This is a genomic window from Providencia sp. PROV272, from assembly GCF_049901975.1.
Lineage (GTDB): Bacteria > Pseudomonadota > Gammaproteobacteria > Enterobacterales > Enterobacteriaceae > Providencia > Providencia stuartii.
In genome coordinates this window covers 1,633,659-1,660,277 of record NZ_CP096291.1, presented here as the reverse complement: position 1 = coordinate 1,660,277, position 26,619 = coordinate 1,633,659, and the positions used below count along the sequence as shown (strand labels likewise).

At 41.2% G+C, this 26,619-nt stretch carries 21 protein-coding genes and 10 tRNA genes; 13 read left to right on the top strand and 18 right to left on the bottom strand.

From position 1 onward, the window contains the following. The 3 genes from M1E93_RS07430 to M1E93_RS07420 all read left to right on the top strand — a co-directional run bounded on the left by M1E93_RS07430 (position 1) and on the right by M1E93_RS07420 (position 3,893). Entirely contained in the window at positions 1–1,014 is a 1,014-nt protein-coding gene (locus M1E93_RS07430) for a methionine ABC transporter ATP-binding protein (protein ID WP_004921283.1), read from the top strand. Continuing rightward, complete coding sequence (locus tag M1E93_RS07425) at positions 1,011–1,679, top strand: methionine ABC transporter permease (RefSeq protein WP_004921285.1); 669 nt, start codon at positions 1,011–1,013, stop codon at positions 1,677–1,679. The genes M1E93_RS07430 and M1E93_RS07425 overlap by 4 nt, the downstream gene beginning before the upstream one ends. A gap of 486 nt (positions 1,680–2,165) precedes the next feature. Further along, entirely contained in the window at positions 2,166–3,893 is a 1,728-nt protein-coding gene (locus tag M1E93_RS07420; protein ID WP_004921290.1) for a potassium/proton antiporter, read from the top strand. Positions 3,894–4,260: 367 nt separating this feature from the next. Here the strand turns inward: M1E93_RS07420 and M1E93_RS07415 are convergent, their stop codons facing one another. The 8 genes from M1E93_RS07415 to M1E93_RS07380 form a co-directional block, all read right to left on the bottom strand. Continuing rightward, positions 4,261–4,554, bottom strand: a complete 294-nt coding sequence (locus M1E93_RS07415) for a helix-turn-helix domain-containing protein (protein ID WP_426207238.1) — start codon at positions 4,552–4,554, stop codon at positions 4,261–4,263. Positions 4,555–6,413: 1,859 nt separating this feature from the next. Continuing rightward, positions 6,414–6,489: transfer RNA gene (locus tag M1E93_RS07410), tRNA-Lys, on the bottom strand. Positions 6,490–6,518: 29 nt separating this feature from the next. Then, a tRNA-Lys gene (locus tag M1E93_RS07405) sits at positions 6,519–6,594 on the bottom strand. 29 nt (positions 6,595–6,623) lie between these two features. After that, a tRNA-Lys gene (locus M1E93_RS07400) sits at positions 6,624–6,699 on the bottom strand. Positions 6,700–6,728: 29 nt separating this feature from the next. Continuing rightward, positions 6,729–6,804: transfer RNA gene (locus M1E93_RS07395), tRNA-Lys, on the bottom strand. 52 nt (positions 6,805–6,856) lie between these two features. Then, positions 6,857–6,932 (bottom strand) — tRNA-Val (locus M1E93_RS07390). A 34-nt stretch (positions 6,933–6,966) separates the two neighbouring features. After that, positions 6,967–7,042, bottom strand: a tRNA-Val gene (locus M1E93_RS07385). Positions 7,043–7,079: 37 nt separating this feature from the next. After that, positions 7,080–7,155: transfer RNA gene (locus tag M1E93_RS07380), tRNA-Val, on the bottom strand. Between the two features lie 444 nt (positions 7,156–7,599). On the opposite strand from M1E93_RS07380, the gene gltX reads away from it, so the two are divergent. The 4 genes from gltX to M1E93_RS07360 all read left to right on the top strand — a co-directional run bounded on the left by gltX (position 7,600) and on the right by M1E93_RS07360 (position 9,530). Then, positions 7,600–9,021, top strand: a complete 1,422-nt coding sequence (gene gltX / locus M1E93_RS07375; RefSeq protein ID WP_004921297.1) for a glutamate--tRNA ligase — start codon at positions 7,600–7,602, stop codon at positions 9,019–9,021. Positions 9,022–9,226: 205 nt separating this feature from the next. After that, positions 9,227–9,302 (top strand) — tRNA-Ala (locus M1E93_RS07370). A 38-nt stretch (positions 9,303–9,340) separates the two neighbouring features. Next, positions 9,341–9,416, top strand: a tRNA-Ala gene (locus tag M1E93_RS07365). A gap of 38 nt (positions 9,417–9,454) precedes the next feature. Further along, a tRNA-Ala gene (locus M1E93_RS07360) sits at positions 9,455–9,530 on the top strand. 203 nt (positions 9,531–9,733) lie between these two features. On the opposite strand, the gene M1E93_RS07355 is transcribed toward M1E93_RS07360, so the two are convergent. Then, on the bottom strand, positions 9,734–10,486 hold the full coding sequence (locus M1E93_RS07355; RefSeq protein WP_426207237.1) for an SDR family NAD(P)-dependent oxidoreductase: 753 nt from the start codon (positions 10,484–10,486) through the stop codon (positions 9,734–9,736). A 132-nt stretch (positions 10,487–10,618) separates the two neighbouring features. Between M1E93_RS07355 and M1E93_RS07350 the strand changes: the two genes are divergently transcribed. Beyond that, positions 10,619–11,035 carry a MarR family winged helix-turn-helix transcriptional regulator gene (locus M1E93_RS07350; protein WP_004921302.1) on the top strand — a complete coding sequence of 139 codons (417 nt, stop codon included), beginning with the start codon at positions 10,619–10,621 and terminating at the stop codon, positions 11,033–11,035. Positions 11,036–11,045: 10 nt separating this feature from the next. Here the strand turns inward: M1E93_RS07350 and M1E93_RS07345 are convergent, their stop codons facing one another. The 4 genes from M1E93_RS07345 to zipA all read right to left on the bottom strand — a co-directional run bounded on the left by M1E93_RS07345 (position 11,046) and on the right by zipA (position 15,834). After that, a complete protein-coding gene (locus M1E93_RS07345) occupies positions 11,046–11,261 on the bottom strand; it encodes a DUF3820 family protein (RefSeq protein WP_004921304.1) in 216 nt (71 codons plus the stop codon). A gap of 70 nt (positions 11,262–11,331) precedes the next feature. Beyond that, positions 11,332–12,516, bottom strand: a complete 1,185-nt coding sequence (locus M1E93_RS07340) for a NupC/NupG family nucleoside CNT transporter (protein ID WP_014656308.1) — start codon at positions 12,514–12,516, stop codon at positions 11,332–11,334. Positions 12,517–12,747: 231 nt separating this feature from the next. After that, positions 12,748–14,763: an NAD-dependent DNA ligase LigA gene (ligA, locus tag M1E93_RS07335; protein ID WP_053110519.1), complete on the bottom strand. Its 2,016-nt coding sequence runs from the start codon at positions 14,761–14,763 to the stop codon at positions 12,748–12,750. A 57-nt stretch (positions 14,764–14,820) separates the two neighbouring features. Continuing rightward, on the bottom strand, positions 14,821–15,834 hold the full coding sequence (zipA, locus tag M1E93_RS07330) for a cell division protein ZipA (protein WP_151207855.1): 1,014 nt from the start codon (positions 15,832–15,834) through the stop codon (positions 14,821–14,823). Positions 15,835–16,182: 348 nt separating this feature from the next. Here zipA and cysZ point away from each other — a divergent pair, with 348 nt between their 5' ends. The 5 genes from cysZ to crr all read left to right on the top strand — a co-directional run bounded on the left by cysZ (position 16,183) and on the right by crr (position 21,220). Beyond that, positions 16,183–16,947 carry a sulfate transporter CysZ gene (gene cysZ, locus M1E93_RS07325; protein ID WP_426207236.1) on the top strand — a complete coding sequence of 255 codons (765 nt, stop codon included), beginning with the start codon at positions 16,183–16,185 and terminating at the stop codon, positions 16,945–16,947. A 277-nt stretch (positions 16,948–17,224) separates the two neighbouring features. Further along, a complete protein-coding gene (gene cysK / locus M1E93_RS07320) occupies positions 17,225–18,178 on the top strand; it encodes a cysteine synthase A (protein WP_426207235.1) in 954 nt (317 codons plus the stop codon). A gap of 355 nt (positions 18,179–18,533) precedes the next feature. Further along, entirely contained in the window at positions 18,534–18,791 is a 258-nt protein-coding gene (gene ptsH, locus M1E93_RS07315; protein ID WP_004921318.1) for a phosphocarrier protein Hpr, read from the top strand. Positions 18,792–18,933: 142 nt separating this feature from the next. Next, positions 18,934–20,661, top strand: coding sequence for a phosphoenolpyruvate-protein phosphotransferase PtsI (gene ptsI / locus M1E93_RS07310; RefSeq protein WP_004921320.1), 1,728 nt, complete (start codon positions 18,934–18,936; stop codon positions 20,659–20,661). A gap of 49 nt (positions 20,662–20,710) precedes the next feature. Further along, a complete protein-coding gene (gene crr, locus M1E93_RS07305; RefSeq protein ID WP_004921322.1) occupies positions 20,711–21,220 on the top strand; it encodes a PTS glucose transporter subunit IIA in 510 nt (169 codons plus the stop codon). A gap of 171 nt (positions 21,221–21,391) precedes the next feature. Here crr and cysM read toward each other — a convergent pair whose 3' ends face one another. The 5 genes from cysM to M1E93_RS07280 all read right to left on the bottom strand — a co-directional run bounded on the left by cysM (position 21,392) and on the right by M1E93_RS07280 (position 26,378). Then, positions 21,392–22,276, bottom strand: a complete 885-nt coding sequence (cysM, locus tag M1E93_RS07300) for a cysteine synthase CysM (RefSeq protein WP_004921324.1) — start codon at positions 22,274–22,276, stop codon at positions 21,392–21,394. A gap of 298 nt (positions 22,277–22,574) precedes the next feature. After that, on the bottom strand, positions 22,575–23,663 hold the full coding sequence (cysA, locus tag M1E93_RS07295) for a sulfate/thiosulfate ABC transporter ATP-binding protein CysA (protein WP_014656309.1): 1,089 nt from the start codon (positions 23,661–23,663) through the stop codon (positions 22,575–22,577). Continuing rightward, positions 23,660–24,526, bottom strand: a complete 867-nt coding sequence (cysW, locus tag M1E93_RS07290; protein WP_004921327.1) for a sulfate/thiosulfate ABC transporter permease CysW — start codon at positions 24,524–24,526, stop codon at positions 23,660–23,662. The genes cysA and cysW overlap by 4 nt, the downstream gene beginning before the upstream one ends. Beyond that, entirely contained in the window at positions 24,526–25,356 is an 831-nt protein-coding gene (gene cysT / locus M1E93_RS07285; protein ID WP_004921329.1) for a sulfate/thiosulfate ABC transporter permease CysT, read from the bottom strand. The genes cysW and cysT overlap by 1 nt, the downstream gene beginning before the upstream one ends. Beyond that, a complete protein-coding gene (locus M1E93_RS07280; protein ID WP_004921332.1) occupies positions 25,356–26,378 on the bottom strand; it encodes a sulfate ABC transporter substrate-binding protein in 1,023 nt (340 codons plus the stop codon). Before M1E93_RS07280 ends, cysT begins: the two co-directional genes overlap by 1 nt. Between the last annotated feature and the right edge of the window lie 241 nt (positions 26,379–26,619).

Here is a 26,619-nt window from a genome sequence, read left to right as displayed (position 1 = left end):
ATGATTACATTTAAAAATATTCAGAAGGTCTATGAAAAAGAAGGCCATTCACTCACTGCCTTACAGGATGTGAATTTGCAGATTCATGAAGGTGATATTTTTGGGTTTATTGGCTATAGCGGTGCAGGAAAAAGCTCCTTGATCCGTCTCGTCAACCAACTTGAAAAACCCTCGTCAGGTGAAGTGATCATTAATGGGAAAAATATTGCTCACCATAGTGCAACTGAAATTCGAGCCCATAAAAAAAGCATCGGCATGATCTTCCAGCACTTCAATTTGTTAGAAACGAAGACCGTTGCACAGAATATCGCCATGCCGTTATTGCTATCAGGAGTCGACAAAAAAGAAATTCAGCGACGCGTGGATGATATTTTAGCCTATGTAGAGCTGAGTGATAAAAAACACCAATATCCTGGGCAACTATCAGGCGGACAAAAACAGCGTGTCGGTATTGCTCGAGCATTAATCAATAATCCGAAAATTTTATTGTGTGATGAAGCCACTTCTGCACTTGACCCACAAACGACACAATCTATTTTGTCATTATTAAAAAAAATTAATCGTGAACAAAATATCACCATTTTGTTGGTAACTCATGAAATGGAGGTGATTGAGCAGATATGTAATCGTGTCGCGGTAATGGAAGCGGGTCGAGTTGTCGAAGAAGGCACTGTTTTAGAGATTTTCTCAGAGCCACAACATCCGACGACAAAAAAGTTTGTCCGTACCGTACTTAACGAAGAAATCCCTGAACGTGTCTTGCACAATTTAGAACATCAAAGCAATGTTTACCGCTTAGAGTTTTTAGGTGCTTCCGCACAGCAACCCGTTGTGAATGAACTGATCTTACAGGATAAAGTTAAAATCAATATTTTGTTTGCCAATATGAAAGAGATAAGTGGTGTCGTGTTAGGCAGTATGTTTGTCCAGATCGTCGGCCATGATGAAGATATCGACCAAGGGATCGCATTTTTACGTCAGCGCGGTGTTGCTGTCAATAAGGGGGTACTATGACACAATGGCTTGATACCGCATTAACGAGTAAACAATTTTTACTCGCGATGTCTGAAACCTTCACTATGGTTTCAATTGCACTGGTTATCGGTTCCCTATTGGGGATTTTGCTGGGGATTGCACTCGTTGTGACGCGCCCTGATGGGATTTGGGAAAATAAATGGGTTTATCGCATTATTAACCCAATAATCAATACGGTCCGTTCATTGCCTTTTATTATTCTACTCGTTGCAATGATCCCTCTAACACGTTTTATGGTTGGCACCTCTATCGGCACTACGGCTGCCATTGTGCCCTTAGTTATCTATATTGCACCTTATACGGCTCGTTTAATTGAAAACTCATTATTAAGTGTGCATTCGGGGATCATTGAAGCCGCAGATTCAATGGGGGCGACCAATTGGCAAATTGTTTGGCACTTTATCTTACCTGAGGCTAAATCATCGCTAATCTTAAGCTTAACCGCAGCCAGTATCACTTTAGTGGGAGCGACAGCCATGGCTGGAGCGGTCGGTGGTGGCGGTGTCGGTGACCTAGCACTCAACTACGGTTACCAACGTTTCGACAACGTTGCTATGGCAATCACCGTCGTTACATTAGTCATTATTGTTCAAGGAATACAAATGATTGGTGATTATCTTGCTAAGAAAGCAAGATTCCACTAATTCTAGATGACCGATATATCAGATTATATCGGTCAATCTACTCTTTTCCGTCCAATGCATCATTTTATTGATAATCTCCGCATCTTTTTCGCCTGTTTTCCTCTAAATAATTATTTTTCTAATTTATAGCTTATTGATTAGCGTGAAAATTACACAAAACGCCAACCTTTACTAACTTTAAAGTTAAATCCCACAAAAAAATATAAATGAAACCGCTGATTCCACCAAACAATGCATTCAAAAGCTTATAAAAATAGCATAAGCATGTCATAACAATTTAAAAAAATGCAGTTAATCGTCAATTTATTTGTTGTTATCTGTTGTATAATCATAATGATATGTCAATGGAAATGTTTTTAAGTCGTTTTAAACAAAAACATTATCAATGCCATGTTAATCTGAGTTTTTTCTTCTTATTGCTGATTACTTTATACGCAACACTACTGCATCATCAGCGTTTTATTAACCTCTAACCTAAATCTGATTATGCCAACAATAGAACAACTGATATTACTGACATCCATACTGATTTTACTGGGTATTTTTTCTAGCAAACTTTCTGCTCGGCTAGGCTTGCCTATGCTTGTTATGTTCCTGTTTATAGGAATGTTAGCGGGTGAAGATGGCATAGGCCAAATCGCGTTTAACAACGTGAATGTTTCCTATGCTGTAGGTTCACTCGCATTAGCCTTGATTTTGTTCGACGGTGGCCTACAAACATCAGTTAAATCGATTCGACTTGTTTGGAAGCCTGCATTTACCTTGGCCACCTTTGGGGTGTTAATTACCGCGGGCATCACCGGACTCGCCGCGGCTTATATTCTTGGCATCCCCTTGCTTGAAGGGCTGTTGCTTGGCGCCATTGTCGGCTCAACAGATGCGGCGGCGGTATTCTCCCTATTGCGTAACGCGGGTATCTACCTTAATGAACGTTTACAATCAACGTTAGAAATTGAAAGTGCTACCAACGACCCAATGGCAATTTTCTTAACCGTGGGCTTACTGCAACTCCTCATGAATCAAAGCGCTTCTGGTAGCGAATTATTATTACTGTTCGTTAGCCAAATGGGGATCGGTACACTTGTCGGCCTAAGTGTTGGTTGGATTTCAATCAAGATCATTAATAAAATTAAGTTACTGGCAACAGGGTTATACCCAGTATTAGTGGCGGCGTGTGGTCTATTATCATTCGGTCTAGCCAGTAACTTGCAAGGTAGTGGCTTTTTATCTATCTTCGTTACAGGCGTTGTGATTGGTAATGCTCGCTTTGTTTTCCAACGTAATACCTTTTTATTCCATGATGGGCTGGCTTGGCTCAGCCAAATCATCATGTTCGTTATGTTAGGCTTGCTAGTTAACCCAAGCTCTTTATTAGAGGTCTGGTTTGAAGGGTTGGTGATCGCACTGGTACTCACCTTTATCGCTCGCCCCATCGCTGTCGTGCCTGTATTAAAATTCTTTAAATTCAGTCGTGAAGAAATCACTCTGGTTTCTTGGGTTGGTCTGCGTGGCTCTGTTCCTATTATCTTAGCGATCTTCCCTTTTATTTATGGTCTACCAGGCGCTAACTTAATTTTTGATGTGGTTTTCTTCGTGGTATTAATCTCAGCGACGTTACAAGGCTCTACCCTACCTTATGTCGCACGCAAACTTAATTTAATGCAGCCACCACCATTACTGCCCGCTGCGACTTTGGACATTACCGCTGTCGATCAAATTGATGCTGACCTAGTAGAGTATACGTTGGGTGAGGACTGTTCTGCTGTCGGCCGCCGTCTATCTCAATTGGCACTACCTGACCAAACTGTCATCGCAATGATCACTCGTGGTAAAAGCGTGCTCCCCCCTCGTGGTTCAACAAGACTAATTGCCGATGACCATTTGTTTGTCGTCTTGAAACCAGAAAATCGTTTATTCCTCGAACGGCTGTTCTCTGAACAAGTCTCTCCTGATTTAACCCCGATAGAATTACCCACTTCTGGGCTCAGTCTAAAGGGCACAACAAGGTTAGATGAGATTTATGAGTCTTATGGCATTTTAATCGATAATGAGAATAACCAGACACTGGATCAATTTATTTATAGCATTTCAGCAAATGAGCCAGTACAAGACACCGTCATTAGCTTAGCGACATTACAGATAAGAATTAGTGAGATGATCGGCTCTCGAATTGTGACGGCAGTATTAGAGCCCCTTCCACAAGAAGATAATTAGTTCAACGGCAAACATCAGTTAATTCGATTTACAATGAAATTAACTGATGTTTATATCTGCCGGCCTCTTTTATTGTTTGGATGTGCGATTTTATCTGGGTGTATTGTTGATAGCTTTATCTTCTTTAGACTATTTGATGAGTTGTTATTTTTACTCATATAATTTTCTAGATTCTTAGCTACAAAAAATAAAAGCCCGTAAACGGGCTTTTATTTCGCAAAGTATAAATAAAGATAGCTACAATAAATTATCAGTATACTCAATAGAGAGAATTCTCAATTGTTATTAGCATATTAATGTTCTTAATTGAAACAATTAAGTTTTAATTGCTTAATTAAGTTCCACTTTGGAACATAATAACTGATGATTAAATGAGTGAATAAATAGAGTCATCAACCCCTTTAGATTCTTTGTCCTCATTAGCATGAGTATCATCTTGCAGGATTTCACTGAAGAATTCGCCCATATTTACATCTAATACTTTTAGTACTCTAACTAGACAATCAATATCTATACGATTTACCCCACGTTCATAACGAAATAGTTGTTGCTCACTGATATCAATCTCTTTAGCTAACTGAAAAACGGTATAGCCTTGAGATTTTCTTAACGATTTAATTTTTTGTCCAACTGCACAAGCGACAGGATATTTTGTATTCATAAACATTCTCGCTTCAACTTATATTATTAATGAAATAAAAAATCAGCAGGTGATTCTCTGTGTTTTTCTATTGTTATCTTTATTTATGATATAGCCATTTGGGTGTATTAACGACGATTCAGCATATATCTTGAGAGGGATGATATACTAGCCATATAATTAGTTTCAACTAATCCAAAAATGACATTGCAAATGTGTAACTAAATATTATCAGAATCACAAAAAGCCCACCACCTAAGTATTATTCTTTAATTTCAATAAGTTAATCTGTTTAACAATTAATAGTTGTTGTTCTATGCAGACATAGTCTAACAGGTAGCGGTAGAATTATAATCTAAATTAACCTCATTTAACCGATAAAAAATCTAAAAATAAAAGAAATAAACAGAATAATTTAATACTGTAACACTATTAATGATTTTTCAAATCAATATTCATTTTATGAATACGCATAATAGGATAATTACAGCAATACTGTAAAACAAAGTAAAAAATGGAAATTTTTCCCATATTATCATTTTGATAACTTAAATATCAATAACTTATAACAATAGTCCTTTTGTTACAATCGGCAGAAAATACTTAATTTTTAAAGCAGCACAAAAAAAACAGACTACAGCTATCATAGCTAACATAACAAAACATTAACGTTAAGTATCTTTTTGCTTTGCTATACATGAAGCATATCACAAAAAACAAAAAATTAAATTCCCACAAATAAACGGGTTTTTATATCGCCACAACACTCTAAAAGTGATATTTTTCTTATAGATTTTTTACATATATTAAACATGGGGAGTTTATGTCTACAAAATTTTTATCGGCAGATTTTTATCATGTTAAGCTCGACTGATACTCCTACAATTTTTTTGTTTTTAGCATCTGATATAGACAAATGAAATCTAATCCTCAACAAAAAGAACATCTACAGCATTATAAGAGTAACAATGTAGATTTTATCTAACCATTATTCTTAGCCCAATAAGAAGACTATTTCTAGCAATAATCATTCGAAATTTATTTCCTTTTTTGATCCTATCTTCCTTATAACTCATATACAGCGTAGATACAGCGACAAATAAACACCATGCAAAATCATCTTTTAATGACGATCATTTATTGATGATCATTTTTGAACCAAACATTTTTATTAATACATATTTTAGGTGGTTTATTAATTACCTGATTAGTGACTAATAGCAACTTAATGAATATTTTTCGATATTGTAAATATTAAAACTAATTATCATTAATATTTTCATTAAATAAAATAACGGTAAGTGATAATAAAGCAAAGATAATGCGCTCGAGTTAATAAGAGATTATTTTCATCAATTAGCACATTGGGTAATATTTAATATCTAAATTTAGGTTTAGACGTTGCTTTCAGCGAGTTTAATGACTGCGTTCAATTTGCACTCAACGCGTTTACAAGTTTTTTTATTATTATGCCCAGCTAACAGTCAATTAAGACTAAAATGCTGAGATATGCGCATTTAGCTCACTCTACAGTGGGAAATTTAATGGAGCTATCCGAGAAATGAATTTCTGTTATTTTATCTAGCACGCTGCGCACTAGAGCAAAATTGAATAAAAATGAGAGGTTGAAGTGATATTATCTATGTGAGTGGTTATTTATCAATTTTACAAGCTAGCAAATCATTAAGCTCGGTGTATTGGCTAAATCTCTGTTTGCTAGCTTCGCAGACATGACAAAAACGCTATCGATAAGCAGGGTTCAATGATCGCAAAGCGGTTACAGTGGGTTTGATTAGAATTTTAATGCGGTTTTTCATTGATACTTAAATAAACATCATGAAAATAAGGTGGTTATTGTTGATTTAGGGGATTTGGTTAGATGGTGGGTCGTGCAGGATTCGAACCTGCGACCAATTGATTAAAAGTCAACTGCTCTACCGACTGAGCTAACGACCCATCTGGTATGACTGGTTTTAATATTAAGATGGTGGGTCGTGCAGGATTCGAACCTGCGACCAATTGATTAAAAGTCAACTGCTCTACCGACTGAGCTAACGACCCATCTGGTATGACTGGTTTTAATATTAAGATGGTGGGTCGTGCAGGATTCGAACCTGCGACCAATTGATTAAAAGTCAACTGCTCTACCGACTGAGCTAACGACCCATCTGGTATGACTGGTTTTAATATTAAGATGGTGGGTCGTGCAGGATTCGAACCTGCGACCAATTGATTAAAAGTCAACTGCTCTACCGACTGAGCTAACGACCCATCTATTAATTTTTATAACCAGTATTTATGAAAATGCGAGTAACTAATGAAGTGGTGGGCGATACCGGGCTCGAACCAGTGACCTCCTCCTTGTAAGGGAGATGCTCTACCAACTGAGCTAATCGCCCACTTCATGACAAGTTTCACATATTTGTAAATAAATGGTGGGCGATACCGGGCTCGAACCAGTGACCTCCTCCTTGTAAGGGAGATGCTCTACCAACTGAGCTAATCGCCCATTTATTTACTTCACTTACTTGTTTCATCGTCGACAGTGGTGGGCGATACCGGGCTCGAACCAGTGACCTCCTCCTTGTAAGGGAGATGCTCTACCAACTGAGCTAATCGCCCTGCCGTCGATGGAGGTGCATTATAGGGATCCCTCGTTCTGAGTCAACGGTTTTTGAATAGATTTTTTCTGTTCGTTGTAAAAATAAGCAAGATGTTCCAATATTCACCAGAAAAGAACCTTATTTAACCAATAATTAAGCTTTTGTATCACCCAACCAATACAATATTAGAACAAAAATATTTTTATGCTGAGAAATTGCCTATCCTTTTTCTTTTTTTACGGATTTTATTTGCATCAACATCGATAACTTGATTGAGGTATCACTTTAGAGTGATAGAATAGAACAACATTTTAGACATGCTGACGTGTTTCTCTGGTGACCGATAGCGAGAAGAAATCTTTCGCTCACATATCAATGATAGGCTGTTTATATTTAACGCCTCCCTATTATTTAGAGAACGTTGGCATGTTAGAAACCACGTATCGCAATTAAGGCAATCTCGATGAGTAAAATTAAAACCCGTTTTGCACCTAGTCCAACAGGGTATTTACATGTTGGTGGAGCGCGTACTGCGCTTTATTCCTGGTTATTCAGCCGCCATAATCAAGGCGAATTTGTTCTGCGTATCGAAGATACGGACTTAGAGCGCTCAACTCAGGAAGCTATCGATGCCATTATGGATGGTATGAACTGGTTAAATTTGAATTGGGATGAAGGCCCTTATTATCAAACGAAACGCTTTGACCGTTATAACGATGTTATTGACCAAATGCTTGAAGCAGGTACCGCTTATCGTTGCTACTGCTCAAAAGAGCGCTTAGAAGCGCTGCGTGATCAACAGATGGCATCAGGTGAAAAGCCTCGCTATGATGGCTGCTGCCGTGATCACGCTCATAACCATACGCCTGACGAGCCGCATGTTGTTCGTTTCCGTAATCCACAAGAAGGCTCGGTTATTTTTGATGATAAAATCCGTGGCCCGATTGAGTTTAGTAATCAAGAGTTAGATGACCTCATTATTCGCCGCACCGATGGCTCACCAACTTATAACTTCTGTGTGGTTATTGATGACTGGGATATGGAAATTACTCACGTTATCCGCGGCGAAGATCATATCAACAATACCCCACGCCAAATTAATATCTTAAAAGCGCTAGGAGCACCTGTTCCTGAATATGCACACGTTTCAATGATTTTAGGCGATGACGGTAAAAAACTCTCCAAGCGTCACGGTGCTGTAAGCGTTATGCAATATCGCGACGAAGGGTATTTACCAGAAGCACTACTCAACTATTTAGTTCGTTTGGGCTGGTCACATGGCGACCAAGAGATTTTTTCTCGTGAAGAAATGATTGAATACTTTAGCTTAGATGCAATCAGCAAATCAGCGAGCGCATTCAATACCGATAAGTTGCTTTGGTTAAACCACCATTATATTAATCAATTGCCACCAGAAGAAGTTGCCGTTCACCTTGCATGGCATATTGAGCAACAAAACATCAACACTGAAAATGGCCCGCAATTAGCTGAGTTAGTTAAATTGCTCGGTGAACGCTGCAAAACATTGAAAGAGATCGCTGAATCCTGCCGCTACTTCTATGAAGAGTTTGATGAGTTCGATGCAGATGCCGCGAAAAAACACTTGCGCCCTGTTGCACGTCAACCATTAGAAACGGTGAAACAAAAACTGTCAGCAATTACCGATTGGACAGCAGAAAACGTTCATCAAGCTATTGAACAAACGGCCGCTGAATTAGACGTTGGTATGGGTAAGGTCGGCATGCCATTACGTGTCGCTGTAACTGGTGCGGGTCAATCCCCTGCGTTAGATGTTACCGTTCATGCGATTGGTCAAACACGTGCTATTGCACGCATTGATAAAGCGTTGTCGTTTATCGCCGAACGTGAAGCCTCAGCCCAGTAATTGATTTAATTAAGCCCCCTGTGATGGTTAGCATCATAGGGGTTCACACCTTATCAACCTTATAAGTACTCCTCTAATCTCTATACACCCCCTTATTCATTGACGAAATGCTCTATAATTCAGCAATTAAACTTAAAACCACATTATTTGATTGACACCCTGACATTGCTTGAATATTATGCCCTCCGTCCAAAAGATTTTGTTTGGGGCTATAGCTCAGCTGGGAGAGCGCTTGCATGGCATGCAAGAGGTCAGCGGTTCGATCCCGCTTAGCTCCACCATCTAATTCCCTGTTAGGTGGTATCAAAATCATTTTGTTGGGGCTATAGCTCAGCTGGGAGAGCGCTTGCATGGCATGCAAGAGGTCAGCGGTTCGATCCCGCTTAGCTCCACCATCTAATTCCCTGTTAGGTGGTATCAAAATCATTTTGTTGGGGCTATAGCTCAGCTGGGAGAGCGCTTGCATGGCATGCAAGAGGTCAGCGGTTCGATCCCGCTTAGCTCCACCACCTTATATCCTGTCAATAGTTAGTCAGCCTATCTCTGTTTTATCCCAATATAATAGATTGGTTCGGGATGTCATCCGGTTTTACTTCAGAAAAATAGCCGCTATTGAGATATAACTCTTCCTCATACTATAGCTGTTTTTGATACACTTCTTGTAAGAAGAAGTGGTTGCAGTTAGCCATGAATATCTATCACCACCGCATCCCTATTGTGCCGTATATCCCCCATCGACGGGTATAAATGCCCCTGTAATAAAACTGCTATCATCAGAAAGTAAAAATGCGACTGTTTTTGCGATCTCTTCACGCGTTGCCATGCGCCCCATTGGGTGAGTCGATGCCATCCATTCTTGAGTTTCTGTTGGTAAATTCATTATATTTGGCGTTGCGACATAACCAGGACCGATAGCATTAATCCTCACCCCTTTTTGAGCATACTCTAGTGCCGTTGCACGAGTTAGACCTAAAACAGCATGTTTTGCCGCTGTATAAGGTGAAATACCCGCAATACCAGTCACGCCATTACATGCAGATAAGTTCACGACAGCTCCGCCTCCCGCCCTGACAATTGCAGGTAATCCGTATTTTAATCCATAAAAAGTTCCACTCACATCAGTTGCGATAACGGCATCCCAATCCGCTACTGGATAATCCTCAATAGTAACGCCATGAGGTCCTGTGATCCCTGCATTATTAACCAAATAGTGTAACGCCCCACACTGCTGCTCAATTTGTGTAATTGCTGCTTTAAATTGCTCGTGACTTGTCACATCCATCACTAAAGGAATAACACGTTCGCCACTTTGGTCTATCTTATTGGCTGCTGTTTGTAATGATATTTCGTTGCGTCCTGTTATAAACACCGTCGCACCACATTGGTATAAATGTAGTGCAATTTCTTCACCAACTCCTGTTGATGCGCCTGTTACTAAAGCGACTTTCTCTTGTAAATTTTGCATATTCCCTCTCAACATGATTAACTAAAGTTAATTAACCACACTGTATATGATTAACTTTAGTTAATCAATAGTCGATTTTATCGGATTGATAAGGCTATACTGTGTCAATAATCACTAACATGATGAAATAACATGGCAAATCAACTCGAAGATGCACTATCACTTTTGCAATGTACCTTGGTTGCGAGGCGTTTAAGCTTTACACCTGAACAGGTCACTTGGGGGCAATATGATGTATTAGAAATACTTCGGCTCAAAGGGGATCAAACACCAGGGCAATTAAGCCAACTGTTAGGCATATCTCGGCAGAATTTATCCAAGTTTCTTCGAGCACTAAAAGCACTTGGGTTCGTGAGCCAATACCAATCTGAACAAGATAAGCGAGAATTAATCACTCACTTAACCGATGAAGGTCGGGATTTTTTACAACGTGCAGCAACAGGCCGAAAAGAAAATGCCGCTAAAGTCAGTAGTGCTTTAACAGCGAATGAACAAGCTTTGTTTATCCAGCTTTCACAGAAAGTCACTGCGGCTTTAGGCCATGACTGACCCAATACAACTAAACTCGTTTTAAAGGCTTTACAAGGCCATCTAGCCCCTCTATTTTTAAGCCTAATGCCATTTCCATCAGTTGCCCTAATCGCCCCTGTGGAAATGCCCCTTTTTTGTAAAACCATAGCAGATATTCTTCAGGAAGATCGATCAATACACGACCTTGATATTTTCCAAATGGCATCCGCGTGTTTGCCATATCAATGAGATCTTGTTTTTCCATTTTTTCCTCCTAAAAGCAAAAACGGCATTCATAATGAACGCCGTTTTACACTTTACCACGCTTTTATGTTTTACAGAATTAAGCCAACAACAGCCGCTGATAGGAAGCTAACTAATGTTGAACCAAACAGCAGTTTCAAGCCAAAACGTGCAACCGTGTTACCCTGTTTCTCATTTAAGCCTTTGATTGCCCCTGCCACAATACCGATTGAGGAGAAGTTAGCAAAAGAGACTAAAAATACCGATAAAATACCGACTGAACGTGTTGATAACGTTGCTGCAACCTCTTTTAGGTCGCCCATTGCGACGAACTCGTTAGTGACCATTTTCACCGCCATGATCCCACCGACTTGCAATGCTTCTTCAGCAGGGATACCTAATATCCAAGCAAATGGGTAGAACACGTAGCCCAGCATGGTTTGGAACTTGATATCAAAAATCGCCATACAGATACCATTTACCATGGCAATCAAAGCGATAAAACCGATTAACATGGCTGATACGATAATCGCAACTTTAAAGCCGGCAAGGATATATTCACCCAACATTTCAAAGAAGCTTTGACCTTCATGAATATTGGTCATCTGTAACTCTTCTTCGGCTTCAGGTGGGTATGGGTTGATTAAGGAAAGGATCACGAAAGTACCAAACATGTTAAGTACCAATGCTGCAACCACAAAACGCGGTTCTAGCATGGACATATATGCACCAACTATCGACATAGAAACTGTCGACATTGCCGTTGCAGCCATGGTGTACATTCTACGTTCAGACATTTTGCCTAGCTGATCTTTATAGGCAATAAAGTTTTCAGATTGGCCTAATAGCAGTGAGCTAACCGCGTTAAAAGACTCTAGCTTGCCCATACCATTGACTTTAGATAGAACCGTACCGATCACACGGATCACAAGAGGCAGCACCTTAATATGCTGTAAGATACCGATCAGTGCGGAAATAAAGATGATTGGGCAGAGGACTTGCAAGAAGAAAAACGCTAGATTGCCTTCGATCATGCCACCAAAAACGAACTTGGTCCCTTCGGCTGCATAACCTAATAAATGGGTGAAAACACTTGCAACGCCTAGTACGAATGAAGAACCGACATTAGAATTCAAGAAGAAGTATGCTAATGCGATTTGAATAACCAGTAGTTGAAAAACATAGCGTAGTCGTATCGCCTTACGGTTACTACTGGCTAAGACTGCAAGAGCGCCAATTACAACAAGGGATAGAACAAAATGCAGGATCGAGGTCATATGCGACTCCATACAAATTTAATAAAGCGGTTTATGTATCTATTCTATGTAATAGCCGACATTTAAATGAGACGGGAATCACATTAGTATGAAAACGACCCCAGTGTATTTTGCAAAAAATATATACCGATCACATTATTACAGTAAATTCTAATTCTTAGGTGGTAGATTGATACAGATCATATCATTACCCATTTTCTGGGTAATGATACTTCAAACTCTCGTTAATTATTAGGCTTCTAATAAGCGAATTAGCTCATTTTCGTCAATGACAGGTATACCTAGCTCATTTGCTTTTGCCAGTTTTGAACCTGCCGCCTCACCTGCAATGACTAAATGCGTCTTCTTAGAGACACTGCCAGAGACTTTAGCGCCGAGTGCCACTAATTTATCTTTTGCTTCATCCCGTGTCAGTTGGCTCAAAGAGCCCGTCAATACCACGGTTTTCCCTGCAAATGGACTATCTATCGTACTCACATCTACCGCAACAGCTTCTGGCCAATGAATATTCGCCTTATCTATTAACGCTTGAATGACAGTTTGATTATGCTCCTCGCGGAAAAAGTTAACGACATGCTTAGCCACCACATGACCAACATCTTGTACCGTTTTGAGTGACTCCTCATCTGCCGCCATTAGGGCTTCAAGGGTGCCATAATGCGCCGCTAAATTTGCCGCGGTAGCCTCACCGACCTCACGAATGCCTAACGCATAAATAAAACGAGCGAGAGTCGTTGATTTCGATTTATTTAGGGCTTCCACTAAATTTTGTGCCGACTTTGGCCCCATGCGATCTAAACCCGTCAATATCCCTGCACTTAATTGGTACAGATCAGCCGGATTTTTCACATATTCTTTTTCAACTAATTGGTCGATGATCTTATCGCCCATGCCATCCACATCCATCGCACGGCGTGAGACAAAATGTTTCAGTGCTTCTTTACGTTGTGCGCCACAAATCAACCCACCAGTACAACGCGCAACGGCCTCACCTTCGACACGTTCCACATCAGAGCCACAGACTGGGCAGTGAGTTGGGAAAACAATTTCTCGGCTATCGGCTGGGCGTTCAGACTCAACAACACTCACAATTTGAGGTATCACATCGCCCGCACGACGGATCACAACAGTATCACCGATATGAACCCCTAAGCGCTCAATTTCATCAGCGTTGTGTAGCGTCGCATTACTGACTGTCACGCCGGCAACTTGAACTGGTTCCAAACGTGCAACAGGCGTAATTGCTCCGGTACGTCCAACTTGGAATTCAACATCTTTTAGCAATGTCATCTGCTCTTGAGCCGGGAACTTAAACGCCGTTGCCCAACGAGGTGCCCGAGACACAAAGCCTAACTCTTCTTGGGTTGCAATGTCGTTAATTTTAATGACGACCCCATCAATATCAAAGCCTAATGTTGGGCGAGCTTTTTCTATCTCATGATAAAAGTCCAATACCGCCTGAGCGCCTTTCCGTAATTGCACATACTCACTTACAGGTAACCCCCACTTCTTAAACTGCATCAGTCGCTCATAATGAGTATCTGGCAGTGTTTCGCCTTCCACCAGCCCCACGCCATAGCAGTAGAACGTTAAAGGCCTTTTCGCTGTAATACGTGGGTCTAATTGGCGTAATGACCCCGCTGCCGCGTTACGAGGGTTAGCGAAAACTTTTCCACCTGTACGGCGCGCTTCCTCATTCAATGCTTCAAAGCCTTTTTGTGGCATAAATACTTCACCACGAATTTCTACCCTAGCAGGAATATTTTCACCCGTTAAACGAAGTGGAATAGCACGAATTGTACGAACATTAGAGGTAATATTTTCCCCCACAGTTCCATCACCGCGAGTAGCGGCTTGGATGAGTTCGCCATTCTCATACAGTAAGCTCACCGCAAGGCCATCTAATTTTAATTCACAACAGAAGGTTTGTTCTTGCTGATCTTTTAATCGGTCTCTCACGCGTTTGTCGAAAGCAAGATAGCTTTCTTCATCAAATACGTTATCAAGCGATAACATCGGTATTTCATGACGTACGGTGTCAAACGCCGCTAATGGAGCCGCACCCACTCGCTGAGTCGGTGAGTCACTGGTGATCCATTCAGGATGTTCTGCTTCGATAGCCTTCAGCTCTTCCATGAGTTTGTCATATTCTGCATCTGGGATTTCAGGTGCATCTAATACATGATATTGATATTCATGATGACGTAATTGTTGTTTGAGTGTATCGAGATGTTGTTTTGTAGTCATGTTTCACCAGTAAAGATAAAAAACCCCCAGTTAAGGGGGTTTCGTTGATTCTGATATTTAATTCAGTGTGTTGCGGATCCGAGCATGGTACACCTCAATTTTCTGAGGTGTGAGCATTTTACGCTCATCATCAAGGACTACGCCCCCCACATCGGAAGCAATACGCTGTGCAGCTTGCAACATCAATTTGAAATTTTGCCCTGCTTCACCATACGATGGCACCATCATAAACATAGAGATACCCGGAGTGGTGAACTCTGACATCGTTTCTGGATCAAAAGACCCCGGTTTCACCATATTAGCAAGACTAAATAAAACCGGCCCTGTTCCCGATGGATGCACATGTCGATGGAAAATACGCATTTCACCGAACTGGAAGCCCGCTTGAAGAATGCTTTGCAACAGCGCTTCACCTTGTAGAACTTGCCCCTGAAGTGCAGCTACATGAAGAACCAGAACCGTCTCCTTGTTGTTCTCTGAAGATTGGTTTTGCGGTTGTTCAGTTTTCTTCTCAGTGTGCGCCTGTTCCTGTTCATGGTGTGTCGGCTGTGGCCCCTCTTGCTCTTCGTGAATGTCAAAATCAAATTCTGGTTGTTCAGGCGCATGCTGAGTGCGCCCATTCGCTGTAGAGACTGGTGTCGCTATTGGTTGAACCGTTGGTTCCACCTTCATCGCGGGTTGTTCATTTACAGCATTAACGCGCGAGTCAATATCAGATTCAACAGGCTCTGAACGCTCAGGCGTAATATTTAATACAGGCTCGGTATCACGAGTAGAAGATGTAATGGGTGGCAAATCAGGTTCGGCACGACGTTCTTCTTGAACCTGACGAGCAGGCTCAGAAACTACCGGTGAAGAGACGGGAGGCTCTACCTTTTGAGTTTCACTGAATAATGCAGAATCATCATCATAATCCGATGATTTATCCTGACTGTCATGTTTTCGGCGTTTTACGGGACGATCACGGAATAACTTAGAGCGCTCTTTACGGCTGGTCCATAAACCATGCAGTAATAACGCAATTATGGCTATCGCACCTACGACCACTAATATCAGACGCAAATCCTGCATCGCTGCTATCTCTAATTGTTGAATGATAATGCCACCACGGCAAAAAATAAGCCAAAATACTTTAAGTTGCAAGCCAAGGCGCACTCCCGCTCCCCTCGCCCCGCATTGCGGTATGATTTTGGGGATTTCAGCGGTAAAACGCCGTCAACCGAAAAACAACTTAAAAAATGACGGATATATCTTAAGATTATTTGTCAAACGTGCTAAGTGCAACCCCCTAAACGATTTTCTGATAAGAAAGAGACAATTCTGCTTTCGTTTGCTGCTTTTTTAAGCAAATACTGACTAGCCAGCCTAAAAACCTATCTATATGATACATAGTCAACCGCAAAGGAGAGAATAAGAAGTATGATACAATCGACAGATTCGCAACAAAAAAGCCATTCGGGTTTTTATTACTTCGTTCAAGGATGGCGTCTTGTTACACGTCCAGGTATTAAACGTTTTGTTATTCTACCACTTTTAGCCAATATCATCTTACTTGGTGGTGCATTTTGGTGGTTATATACCAAACTTGGTGGTTGGATTGACCAAGTCATGAGCTATATTCCTAGTTGGTTACAATGGCTTGATTATCTTATTTGGCCTATTTCCGTTATTTCGATTTTACTTATATTTACTTACTTTTTCAGTACGGTTGCCAACATTATCGCCGCACCGTTTAATGGTTGGTTATCCGAAAAGCTCGAATCAGAATTAACCGGTGTGCCCGCCCCTGATGGCGGTATTGTTGATATCGCAAAAGATGTTCCACGCATGGTTAAGCGTGAGTTTGTTAGGATCGGTTATTACCTTCCGCGCGCTATTGGCTTATTAATTTTGTTTTTTATCCCTGGTATTGGGCAAACTGTTGCTCCCATTCTTTGGTTCCTATTCGGTGCGTGGATGATGTCAATTCAGTATTGCGATTATCCATTTGATAATCACCGCGTTAGCTTTAGTGAAATGAAAAATGCTTTAGCCAAAGACCGCATGAATAATATTCAATTTGGTGGAGCAGTTAGTGTGTTAATGATGTTACCTATCCTTAACTTGATTATTATGCCTGTTGCCGTTTGTGGCGCGACCTTAATGTGGGTTGACCAATACCGCGCTCGTCATGCACGCTATTAATTATTCACTGATTTGATCAAGAGTGCGGGGGGAATTTACACCTCGCACTTTTTCATCTTCAACCTCCCTCAGATCACAGACACAGCGCAACATATTTTATGATAGGTGCTTGTGTCACAACCTTTTACTTATAATTTTTCCACATAAGATAGCAATTCGTTATAAGCTTATACTTAATTTATATTTGCAATAATAGCGAGTTCACGTATGTTTGGAGTCAATCTTATCTATCATTCTCAGTTCTAAATAGGCAACTGCCTGATTATAAGGATATCCCATGAGTAAAATTTATGATGATAATTCGCTAACTATTGGCCATACCCCGTTAGTACGTTTAAAGTATTTCGGCAATGGCAATATCTTAGCGAAAGTTGAATCACGCAACCCAAGTTTCAGCGTTAAATGCCGTATTGGTGCGAATATGATTTGGAATGCTGAGAAAAAAGGACTTCTGACCAAAGAAAAAGAGCTGGTTGAACCTACTAGTGGTAATACAGGGATTGCTTTGGCGTATGTCGCCGCGGCTAGAGGCTACAAATTAACATTGACCATGCCTGAAACGATGAGCGTCGAACGCCGTAAACTGCTTAAAGCATTAGGGGCGAATCTTGTATTGACTGAAGGCGCTAAAGGGATGAAAGGCGCCATTGAGAAAGCCGAAGAAATCGTCAACAGCAATCCGCATAAGTATATTTTGCTGCAACAATTTAATAATCCAGCTAACCCTGAAATTCATGAAAAAACGACAGGACCTGAGATTTGGAGTGATACTGACGGTAAGGTTGATGTTGTTATCGCGGGTGTGGGAACCGGGGGTACTATCACCGGTATCGGTCGTTATTTGAAAAAAACCAAGGGCAAAAATGTCACTCTGGTTGCGGTAGAGCCTGAAACGTCCCCTGTTATTAGCCAAACGCTAGCAGGAGATGAAGTCAAGCCAGGCCCACATAAAATTCAAGGGATCGGGGCTGGTTTCATTCCTGGCAACCTAGATATCACGCTTATTGATAGAGTATTTAAAATCAGTGATGATGAAGCCATTCAAACTGCCCGCCAATTAATGGAAAAAGAAGGGATCCTAGCAGGGATTTCATCAGGTGCTGCTCTTGCAGCCGCAGTAAAACTCGCAGCTGAACCTGAATTTAAAGATAAAAACATTGTTGTTATCTTACCTTCATCAGGCGAGCGCTATTTATCAACGATTCTATTTTCCGATCTATCCGCCGAGTAATTTTAAAAACCGTTAATTAATCGTTAAAAAAGCACCTATTTGGTGCTTTTTTTGTGGAATGGATCAAACTTTAGCACGTATTGAGATGATTTCTGACCTAGGGTTTAGTATTAAACATAGTAATTATTTTGAGCCACGAAATTAATCAACTTTAAGTCAAAGATTTGTTCAATTACTCATATTCTTTGCGATTTAAATTGACATTATTTAGGCCAATAAACTGAAAAAGTGTTGATACGCAACAAAGGTAGGAAACCTTTTTAACAGTTAATAATCTAACAATACGCAAACCTAAGTTTATTCAACTACACTAGCTTAGGTCATTATAAAAAACTAAAGTTATTGAGGAAATAATATGTTCCAGCAAGAAGTCACTATTACAGCACCTAACGGCTTACATACTCGCCCTGCCGCTCAATTTGTGAAAGAAGCCAAAGCATTCTCTTCTGATATTACTTTGACTTCTGGTGGCAAATCAGCAAGCGCAAAAAGCCTATTTAAGTTACAAACTCTAGGCTTAACTCAAGGTACTGTTGTGACAATTTCTGCCGAAGGCGAAGATGAAAAACAAGCAGTTGAGCATTTAGTTAAACTGATGGGTGAGTTGGAATAACCGCACAAGCAAGAGAGCCTGTGTCACCGCATTAATCTTCATCCCTGAATGGCATCATTCAGGGATATCAGTTTACACACAGATAAGCTTACTGTTGTCTTTTCAACATCAGAACACCTACCCGCAGTAGTAAGGTAATATTATGATTTCAGGAATTTTAGTATCCCCAGGTTTTGCTTTTGGTCAGGCTTTAATCCTCAAAGAAGATCCTATCACTGTCAGCACAAAAAAAATTACTGACGACCAGATAGAAACCGAGATCCAACACTTTATTGAAGGACGTAACAAATCAGCCGAACAGCTCAGCTTCATTAAAGAGCGAGCCGAAAAAAATCTTGGTGCAGAAAAAGCTGAGATCTTTGAAGGCCATATTATGCTGCTGGAAGATGAAGAGCTTGAACAAGAAATTGTCTCTCTAATCAAAAGTGATAAAAAAACAGCTGATGCCGCGGTTTACTCCGTTATTGAGGATCAAGCCCAAGCGCTCGAAGCACTTGATGATGAATATTTGAAAGAGCGTGCTGCCGACGTACGCGATATTGGTAAACGCCTATTAAAAAATATCCTCGGTATGCCTATCGTCGATTTGAGTGCCATCGACAAAGAGGTTATTTTGGTTGCAGCTGACCTAACACCGTCAGAGACGGCACAATTAAACCTTGATAAAGTATTAGGTTTCATCACCGATTTAGGTGGTCGTACATCACATACCTCAATCATGGCTCGTTCACTGGAGTTGCCTGCCATTGTCGGCACCTCAGATGCCACCGCGAAAATCAAAAATGGTGACTACCTCATTCTAGATGGTGTCAACAACCACATCTATCTGAACCCGTCAGATCAAGAAATTGATAAGCTGAAAAAATTCAATGAAGAATATCAGCAAGAAAAAAATGAACTGGCAAAATTAAAAGATTTACCTGCAATCACACTGGATGGTCATCAAGTCGAAGTGTGTGCAAACATCGGTACTGTACGCGATGTCGCGGGTGCTGAGCGTAACGGTGCTGAAGGGGTTGGTTTATATCGCACTGAGTTCCTGTTTATGGATAGAGACTCACTGCCAACTGAAGAAGAACAGTTCCAAGCATACAAAGCTGTTGCCGAAGCAATGGGAAGCCAAGCTGTTATTGTGCGTACCATGGATATCGGCGGTGATAAAGACCTGCCATACATGAATTTGCCAAAAGAAGAGAACCCATTCTTAGGCTGGCGGGCAATTCGTATTTGCCTTGATCGCAAAGAAATTCTACATTCTCAGTTAAGAGCTATTTTAAGAGCCTCAAGTTTTGGTAAACTGCGTATTATGTTCCCGATGATTATTTCCGTTGAGGAAGTTCGCGAACTAAAAGCAGAACTTGAGATGCTAAAAGGTCAATTACGTGAAGAAGGCAAAGCCTTTGATGAATCAATCGAAGTTGGTGTCATGGTGGAAACCCCTGCCGCAGCGGTTATTGCTCATCATTTAGCAAAAGAAGTTGACTTTTTCAGTATTGGGACGAACGATCTCACTCAATATACTCTAGCTGTTGACCGTGGTAATGAGCTGATTTCTCACCTCTACAATCCAATGTCGCCTGCTGTATTGAACTTGATTAAGCAAGTCATCGATGCATCACATGCAGAAGGCAAATGGACAGGAATGTGTGGTGAATTAGCAGGTGATGAACGTGCAACCTTGTTGCTGCTTGGTATGGGGTTAGATGAATTTAGTATGAGTGCAATTTCAATTCCTCGTATTAAAAAATTAATTCGTAATGCAAACTTTGCAGATACTAAAGCACTGGCTGAGCAAGCCCTTGCCCAACCAACCGCAGACGAATTGATGAAACTTGTTGATACCTTTATCCAAGAAAAAACGTTATGCTAGGAGCAGCACATTAGTTCGGTCCCATATAAAAACGATTAGGAGAAGGTCCATGGGTCTGTTTGACAAACTGAAATCACTGGTTTCGGATGATAAAAATAGCAGTGGCAGTATTGAAATTATCGCACCTCTATCGGGTGAAATTGTCAATATTGAAGATGTTCCCGATGTTGTTTTCGCTGAAAAAATTGTTGGTGATGGTATCGCCATCAAACCAGCAGGGAACAAAATTGTCGCTCCTGTAGATGGGACTATTGGTAAGATATTTGAAACCAATCATGCGTTTTCTATTGAATCTGATGATGGTATTGAACTATTTGTTCACTTCGGTATTGATACAGTCGAACTGAAAGGTGAAGGCTTTAAACGTATCGCTGAAGAAGGGCAATCCGTTAAAAAAGGTGATTTGGTTATCGAGTTTGACCTTGCATTGCTGGAAGAAAAAGCAAAATCAGTTCTAACGCCGGTTGTGATTTCTAATATGGATGAAATTAAAGAGCTGACTAAGCTTAGTGGTAGCGTTACCGTGGGTGAAACAGTTATTATGCGCGTTAAAAAATAACGGCAATCCCTTTTAAGCTTTTCAAATAAAACCACCAGATAGCGTTGTATGACCTCTGGTGGTTTTTTTATGGCAGGATAAAATCCATCGCCATCATATCTGTTGCAATCAACGACTCACCTATATTCGAGCACATTGATGCTTTTGTCAGTGTCTAGATGGCGATGCTAATTAATCGTCAAACACGCCCGTAGAAAGATAGCGATCGCCTCGGTCACAAATAATGGCAACGATCACCGCTCCCGGATTCATTTTAGCCACTCTCAAAGCGCCCGCAACCGCGCCTCCTGAACTAACACCACAAAAGATACCTTCTTGTTTAGCGAGGGCTCTCATCGTCTCCTCAGCCTCTTCCTGATTAATATCTAAAACGGTATCAACGAATTCCTGATTGAAGATCCCCGGAAGATAGCCTGGCGACCAACGGCGGATCCCCGGAATTTGGCTTTTTTCCGCTGGTTGTAAGCCCACAATCTGAATATGTGATGATTGTGATTTTAAATAACGACTGACACCCGTGATAGTTCCTGTCGTTCCCATACTTGAAACAAAGTGAGTCATGCGCCCATCGGTTTGCTGCCATATCTCAGGGCCTGTGGTCTTAAAATGGGCTAATGGATTATCGGGGTTATTAAATTGGTCAAGGACCTTCCCTTCCCCCTTCGCTTCCATTTCTTGAGCTAAATCGCGAGCGCCCTCCATGCCAACTGAAGTACTGACTAAAATGAGTTCAGCACCATAAGCCTTCATTGAGGCTTGGCGCTCTTTACTCATATTTTCGGGCATCAATAGTTTGAGTTTATAACCTTTGACTGCGGCGATCATTGCCAAAGCAATCCCGGTATTGCCACTCGTCGCTTCAATCAATGTATCACCAGGTTTTATTTCACCACGTTTTTCCGCTTCTGTGATCATTGAATACGCGGCTCTATCTTTGACGGAGCCAGCCGGATTATTACCTTCTAGTTTGACCCAAATTTCAGCGTCCATCCCCTGTGTCAAACGCTGAAGTTTAACTAGCGGCGTATTACCTATAAATTGTTCCAGAGTTGCCACTGTCTATTCCTTATTCTATTTATCTATAATCACCATTTCGAATGATATAGATAGTATCCTAACACCTACAAATTAGCAGCATGAAAAAAATTCACTTATATATCAGTAATTAATAATTCTGGTCGATGTTATTACTAATATCGATAATATGATATGTTTACAGGGAATTTGACTGAAAATAGTCTCAAAAAAATGCCATTGGTCAGATCAAAAATGGTCAGGCAGGCATAAATTACGTTTTAATATCGAGGGATATTGCGTTGATGAAATAACAACATCAACGCAATATTAGAAATGGTTAGGCACTTTTAGCTAACTGGGGAAATAAGAGCTCATTTTCACCTTGGTAAATTTTAGCCTGTTGACTACCAAGGAAATAGTGCTCACCACGCACAGGCGTTACATGAGACGATTGCCAAACTACAGAGAGAGGTTCATGCCCCCAACCTATAGGCTGTACCGTTAACTGCCAGAAATGCCCTCTCGGCCCTGATTCAATCACACGAACCGGTAATCGGTGCTGTTCATCAACGTCTTTCTTCAGTGTTATATCCCATGGACGTAAAAACACATCTACCTCGCCTTGTTGGGCACTTGCATGATGTAGAGGGAATTCATAACCATCAATATGTAACTGAGAACCTTTAATTTGCCCATGGAGTTGATTCACTTCCCCCATAAACTCCAACACAAAACGCGTTTCAGGACGTTGCCAGATATCATCAGGAGTGCCAACTTGCTCAATATGCCCCTGACTCATCACCACTATCCTATCGGCAACCTCCATGGCCTCTTCCTGATCATGGGTGACAAATACACTGGTAAACTTCAATTCATCATGTAATTGACGTAACCAGCGGCGCAATTCAATACGTACCTGAGCATCCAACGCACCGAAAGGCTCATCTAGCAATAAAATTTGTGGCTCTACAGCCAAGGCACGGGCCAGCGCAACACGCTGTTTTTGCCCTCCTGAAAGCTGAGAAGGATAACGAGAGGCCAAATGCGCCAACTGAACCATATCAAGTAATTGCATGACTTTCTGCTTGATAGCTTGCGATGATGGGCGTTGTTTTCTTGGCATAACAGTGAGACCAAACGCGACATTGTCAAACACCGTCATATGACGAAACAGGGCATAATGTTGAAATACAAAGCCAACATGCCTATCTTTAGCATGAATACGGCTAACATCTTGACCATGGAAGCGTAGTAAGCCATGGCTATGCTGTTCTAACCCTGCAATAATCCGTAACAGTGTCGTCTTACCTGAACCGGATGGACCGAGCAGTGCCACCATTTCACCAGATGCAATATCTAATGAAATATCTTTCAACACTTGCGTCCTACCAAACAATTTCCCAATTTTTTCAATTTGAATACTCATGGTAAATGAACTCCTGATTCGGATTGCTGCCGGCTCAAATGCCATTGCAATGCACTTTTAATAATTAAAGTGATAATCGCCATTACAGCTAGGATCGCAGCAGCAGTAAATGCGCCTACGGTGTTATAGTCTTGATGCAATAATTCTACTTGTAACGGTAGCGTATAGGTTTCCCCGCGTATGGCACCAGAAACAACGGACACGGCACCAAATTCACCTATTGCTCGAGCATTAGTCAGAACAACACCATACAATAGTGCCCAACGGATATTTGGTAAGGTAACTCTCCAAAACATTTTCCAACCTGAAGCGCCCAGTAAGACTGCCGCTTCATCTTCGTGACTACCTTGGCTTAACATCAGTGGAACTAATTCCCTAACCACAAAAGGACAGGTCACAAAAATGGTCACTAATGCCATACCGGGCCACGAGAACATTAATTGGATATCATAACTTTCTAGCCAGCCCCCAAACCAACTGTTGGAGCCATAAAACAGTAGATAAAGTAACCCCGCGACCACTGGCGATACCGCAAAAGGAATATCGACTAGGGTTAATAACAGTTGCCTACCAGGGAACTGAAATCGAGTAACTAACCACGCGAGCATGGTGCCAAAGATCAAGTTGACAGGCACCGTTATCAGTGCAATAAGGACCGTCAGTCCAATAGCATGCAACATGTCCGCGTCATTCAAATTCATTAAAACCGCATCAATACCTTTGGAAAAAGCGGTCAAAAATATCCAAATAATTGGCACCACCAGCAACATGACTGAAAACAATATGCCAGTGATAATCAAAGACCATTTAGCCCAATTAATCGGTTGACGAGAAGCCCCCGTGACAGGTGTAACCTGAGCCATTACTTTCCTCCCAACCTTTTGCCAAAGCGGCTTTGTACGACATTGACGCTAAATAGCAGTAATAATGAAACCGCTAAAATAACAGAAGCAATCGCACTCGCTGCTGGGTAATCAAACTGTTGTAACTGACTAAAAATCATCAAAGATACGACTTCAGTTTGCCAAGCAATATTTCCTGCAATAAAGATAATGGCGCCAAACTCCCCCAAACTTCGGGTAAAAGACAATACTGTTCCTGCAATTAATGCGGGAGAAACTTCAGGCAATACCACCCGTCGAAATGTTTGCCAACGGCTTGCACCCAATGTTTGTGCCGCCTCTTCATATTCAGGCCCAAGCTCTTCTAACACAGGCTGTACCGTTCGTACAACGAACGGAATACTGGTAAAAGCCATTGCGACAGCAATACCGAGCCAAGTATTTACTACTTTAATATCAAAGTGATGCAGAAACTGCCCGTACCAGCCAGACGCTGCAAATAACGTAGCTAATGTTAAACCTGCCACCGCGGTAGGTAAGGCGAAAGGCAAGTCAACAAGACCGTCTAAAAAAGTGCGGCCAGGAAAACGATACCGAGTCAAAATCCAAGCGAGCAGCATGCCAAAAACCGCATTAAATAAACTCGCAACCAGTGCAGCCAGTAAGGTGACTTTATAAGCGGCAACGACTTGCGGATAGCTGATCACATCCCAATATTGTTGCCACGTCATTTCAGATAACTGAACGACTAACGCACTCAAAGGTAGCAGCAGGATCAAACAGGTATAAAATAGGCTGCTACCTAGTGTGAGGCCAAATCCTGGCAAAAAGCGTTTCCCTGACTTACGCATTAACGGCGCCCTTCTGCCATCAATTTGTCAAACTCTCCGTTCGTCGCAAAATGGGTCTCCATCACCGCAGGCCAACTCTTAAACTGTGATTCGACCGTAAATAAGCGGGTTTCAGGGAACTTATCTTTATTTGCCGCCATGACTGCCTGATCGTTCACCCGATAGTTAAATTTAGTGATAATTTCTTGAGCTTTTGGACTATATAGGTAATTAAGATAGGCTTTCGCCACCTCTTCCGTACCATTTTTCTGAACGTTTTTGTCAACCCAAGCAACTGGGAACTCCGCCAGAATATCGACAGGAGGAACAATAACTTCATAGTCCGTTTCACCATACTGCTGACGAATATTGTTCACTTCTGATTCAAAGCTAATCAATACATCCCCAAGGCCTCTTTCAATAAAGGAAGTTGTGGCACCACGTCCCCCTGTATCGAACACTTCTACATTTTTCAAAAACTGCTTCATCTGCTCGCGGGTTTTCTTTTCATCACCTTTATTTTCTTGCGCATAGGCTCCCCATGCCGCTAAATAAGTGTAACGACCATTACCCGATGTTTTTGGATTTGGAAAAATCAGCTTCACATCTTCACGCGCTAAATCATCCCACGTTTTAATGCCCTTTGGATTACCTTTACGCACTAAAAACGCCATCGTAGAGTAATATGGTGAGCTATTATTCGGTAATCTTGCTTGCCAATTTTCAGGGATCAACTTGCCTTTATCATGCAAGATTTGTACATCTGTCACTTGGTTATAAGTCACCACATCAGCCTTTAAACCTTGCAAAATAGCTAAGGCTTGTTTCGATGAGCCAGCATGTGATTGCTTGATCGTTAATTTGTCATCAGGGTGCTGTTCATTCCACTGCTTTTCAAATTCAGGGTTTAGTGCAACAAATAGCTCTCGGGCGATATCATAAGAGCTATTGAGCAGTTCAGCCGCTACCAACGGCGCGCTCCCCATCAATGAAAATGTTGCGAGACTCGCTAAGGCTGTTTTCTTTAAAATCGCTTTTTGCATTAGGCACCTACTTATGACTAAACCAAAACTACGCTAATGAGGTTACTTTATCTGCTTTGTTTATAACTGTGTAGCTATCAATTGCCTTTTAATATATCAAATTGGTATATTCAAGAAATTATGGCAATAAGCAAATAAATTATATTAGTTATCATAAAGTTGACTGCGTGAAAGGCCTTCATGAAGGCGCTAAGCAATAGAAGGGAAAAGTAGGATATTGACGCAAAAGTAAATTGCCGCC

What these genes read in the sequence shown, in the direction of transcription:
- cysT (WP_004921329.1), bottom strand. Translation starts at nt 25,356, where the DNA reads ATGCGTAAGTCAGGGAAACGCTTTTTGCCAGGATTTGGCCTCACACTA.
- ligA (WP_053110519.1), bottom strand. Translation starts at nt 14,763, where the DNA reads ATGACTACAAAACAACATCTCGATACACTCAAACAACAATTACGTCAT.
- crr (WP_004921322.1), top strand. Translation starts at nt 20,711, where the DNA reads ATGGGTCTGTTTGACAAACTGAAATCACTGGTTTCGGATGATAAAAAT.
- cysW (WP_004921327.1), bottom strand. Translation starts at nt 24,526, where the DNA reads ATGGCTCAGGTTACACCTGTCACGGGGGCTTCTCGTCAACCGATTAAT.
- M1E93_RS07355 (WP_426207237.1), bottom strand. Translation starts at nt 10,486, where the DNA reads ATGCAAAATTTACAAGAGAAAGTCGCTTTAGTAACAGGCGCATCAACA.
- cysA (WP_014656309.1), bottom strand. Translation starts at nt 23,663, where the DNA reads ATGAGTATTCAAATTGAAAAAATTGGGAAATTGTTTGGTAGGACGCAA.
- cysK (WP_426207235.1), top strand. Translation starts at nt 17,225, where the DNA reads ATGAGTAAAATTTATGATGATAATTCGCTAACTATTGGCCATACCCCG.
- M1E93_RS07340 (WP_014656308.1), bottom strand. Translation starts at nt 12,516, where the DNA reads ATGACCTCGATCCTGCATTTTGTTCTATCCCTTGTTGTAATTGGCGCT.
- M1E93_RS07420 (WP_004921290.1), top strand. Translation starts at nt 2,166, where the DNA reads ATGCCAACAATAGAACAACTGATATTACTGACATCCATACTGATTTTA.
- M1E93_RS07430 (WP_004921283.1), top strand. Translation starts at nt 1, where the DNA reads ATGATTACATTTAAAAATATTCAGAAGGTCTATGAAAAAGAAGGCCAT.
- M1E93_RS07425 (WP_004921285.1), top strand. Translation starts at nt 1,011, where the DNA reads ATGACACAATGGCTTGATACCGCATTAACGAGTAAACAATTTTTACTC.
- ptsI (WP_004921320.1), top strand. Translation starts at nt 18,934, where the DNA reads ATGATTTCAGGAATTTTAGTATCCCCAGGTTTTGCTTTTGGTCAGGCT.
- zipA (WP_151207855.1), bottom strand. Translation starts at nt 15,834, where the DNA reads ATGCAGGATTTGCGTCTGATATTAGTGGTCGTAGGTGCGATAGCCATA.
- cysZ (WP_426207236.1), top strand. Translation starts at nt 16,183, where the DNA reads ATGATACAATCGACAGATTCGCAACAAAAAAGCCATTCGGGTTTTTAT.
- M1E93_RS07345 (WP_004921304.1), bottom strand. Translation starts at nt 11,261, where the DNA reads ATGGAAAAACAAGATCTCATTGATATGGCAAACACGCGGATGCCATTT.
- ptsH (WP_004921318.1), top strand. Translation starts at nt 18,534, where the DNA reads ATGTTCCAGCAAGAAGTCACTATTACAGCACCTAACGGCTTACATACT.
- M1E93_RS07350 (WP_004921302.1), top strand. Translation starts at nt 10,619, where the DNA reads ATGGCAAATCAACTCGAAGATGCACTATCACTTTTGCAATGTACCTTG.
- gltX (WP_004921297.1), top strand. Translation starts at nt 7,600, where the DNA reads ATGAGTAAAATTAAAACCCGTTTTGCACCTAGTCCAACAGGGTATTTA.
- M1E93_RS07415 (WP_426207238.1), bottom strand. Translation starts at nt 4,554, where the DNA reads ATGAATACAAAATATCCTGTCGCTTGTGCAGTTGGACAAAAAATTAAA.
- M1E93_RS07280 (WP_004921332.1), bottom strand. Translation starts at nt 26,378, where the DNA reads ATGCAAAAAGCGATTTTAAAGAAAACAGCCTTAGCGAGTCTCGCAACA.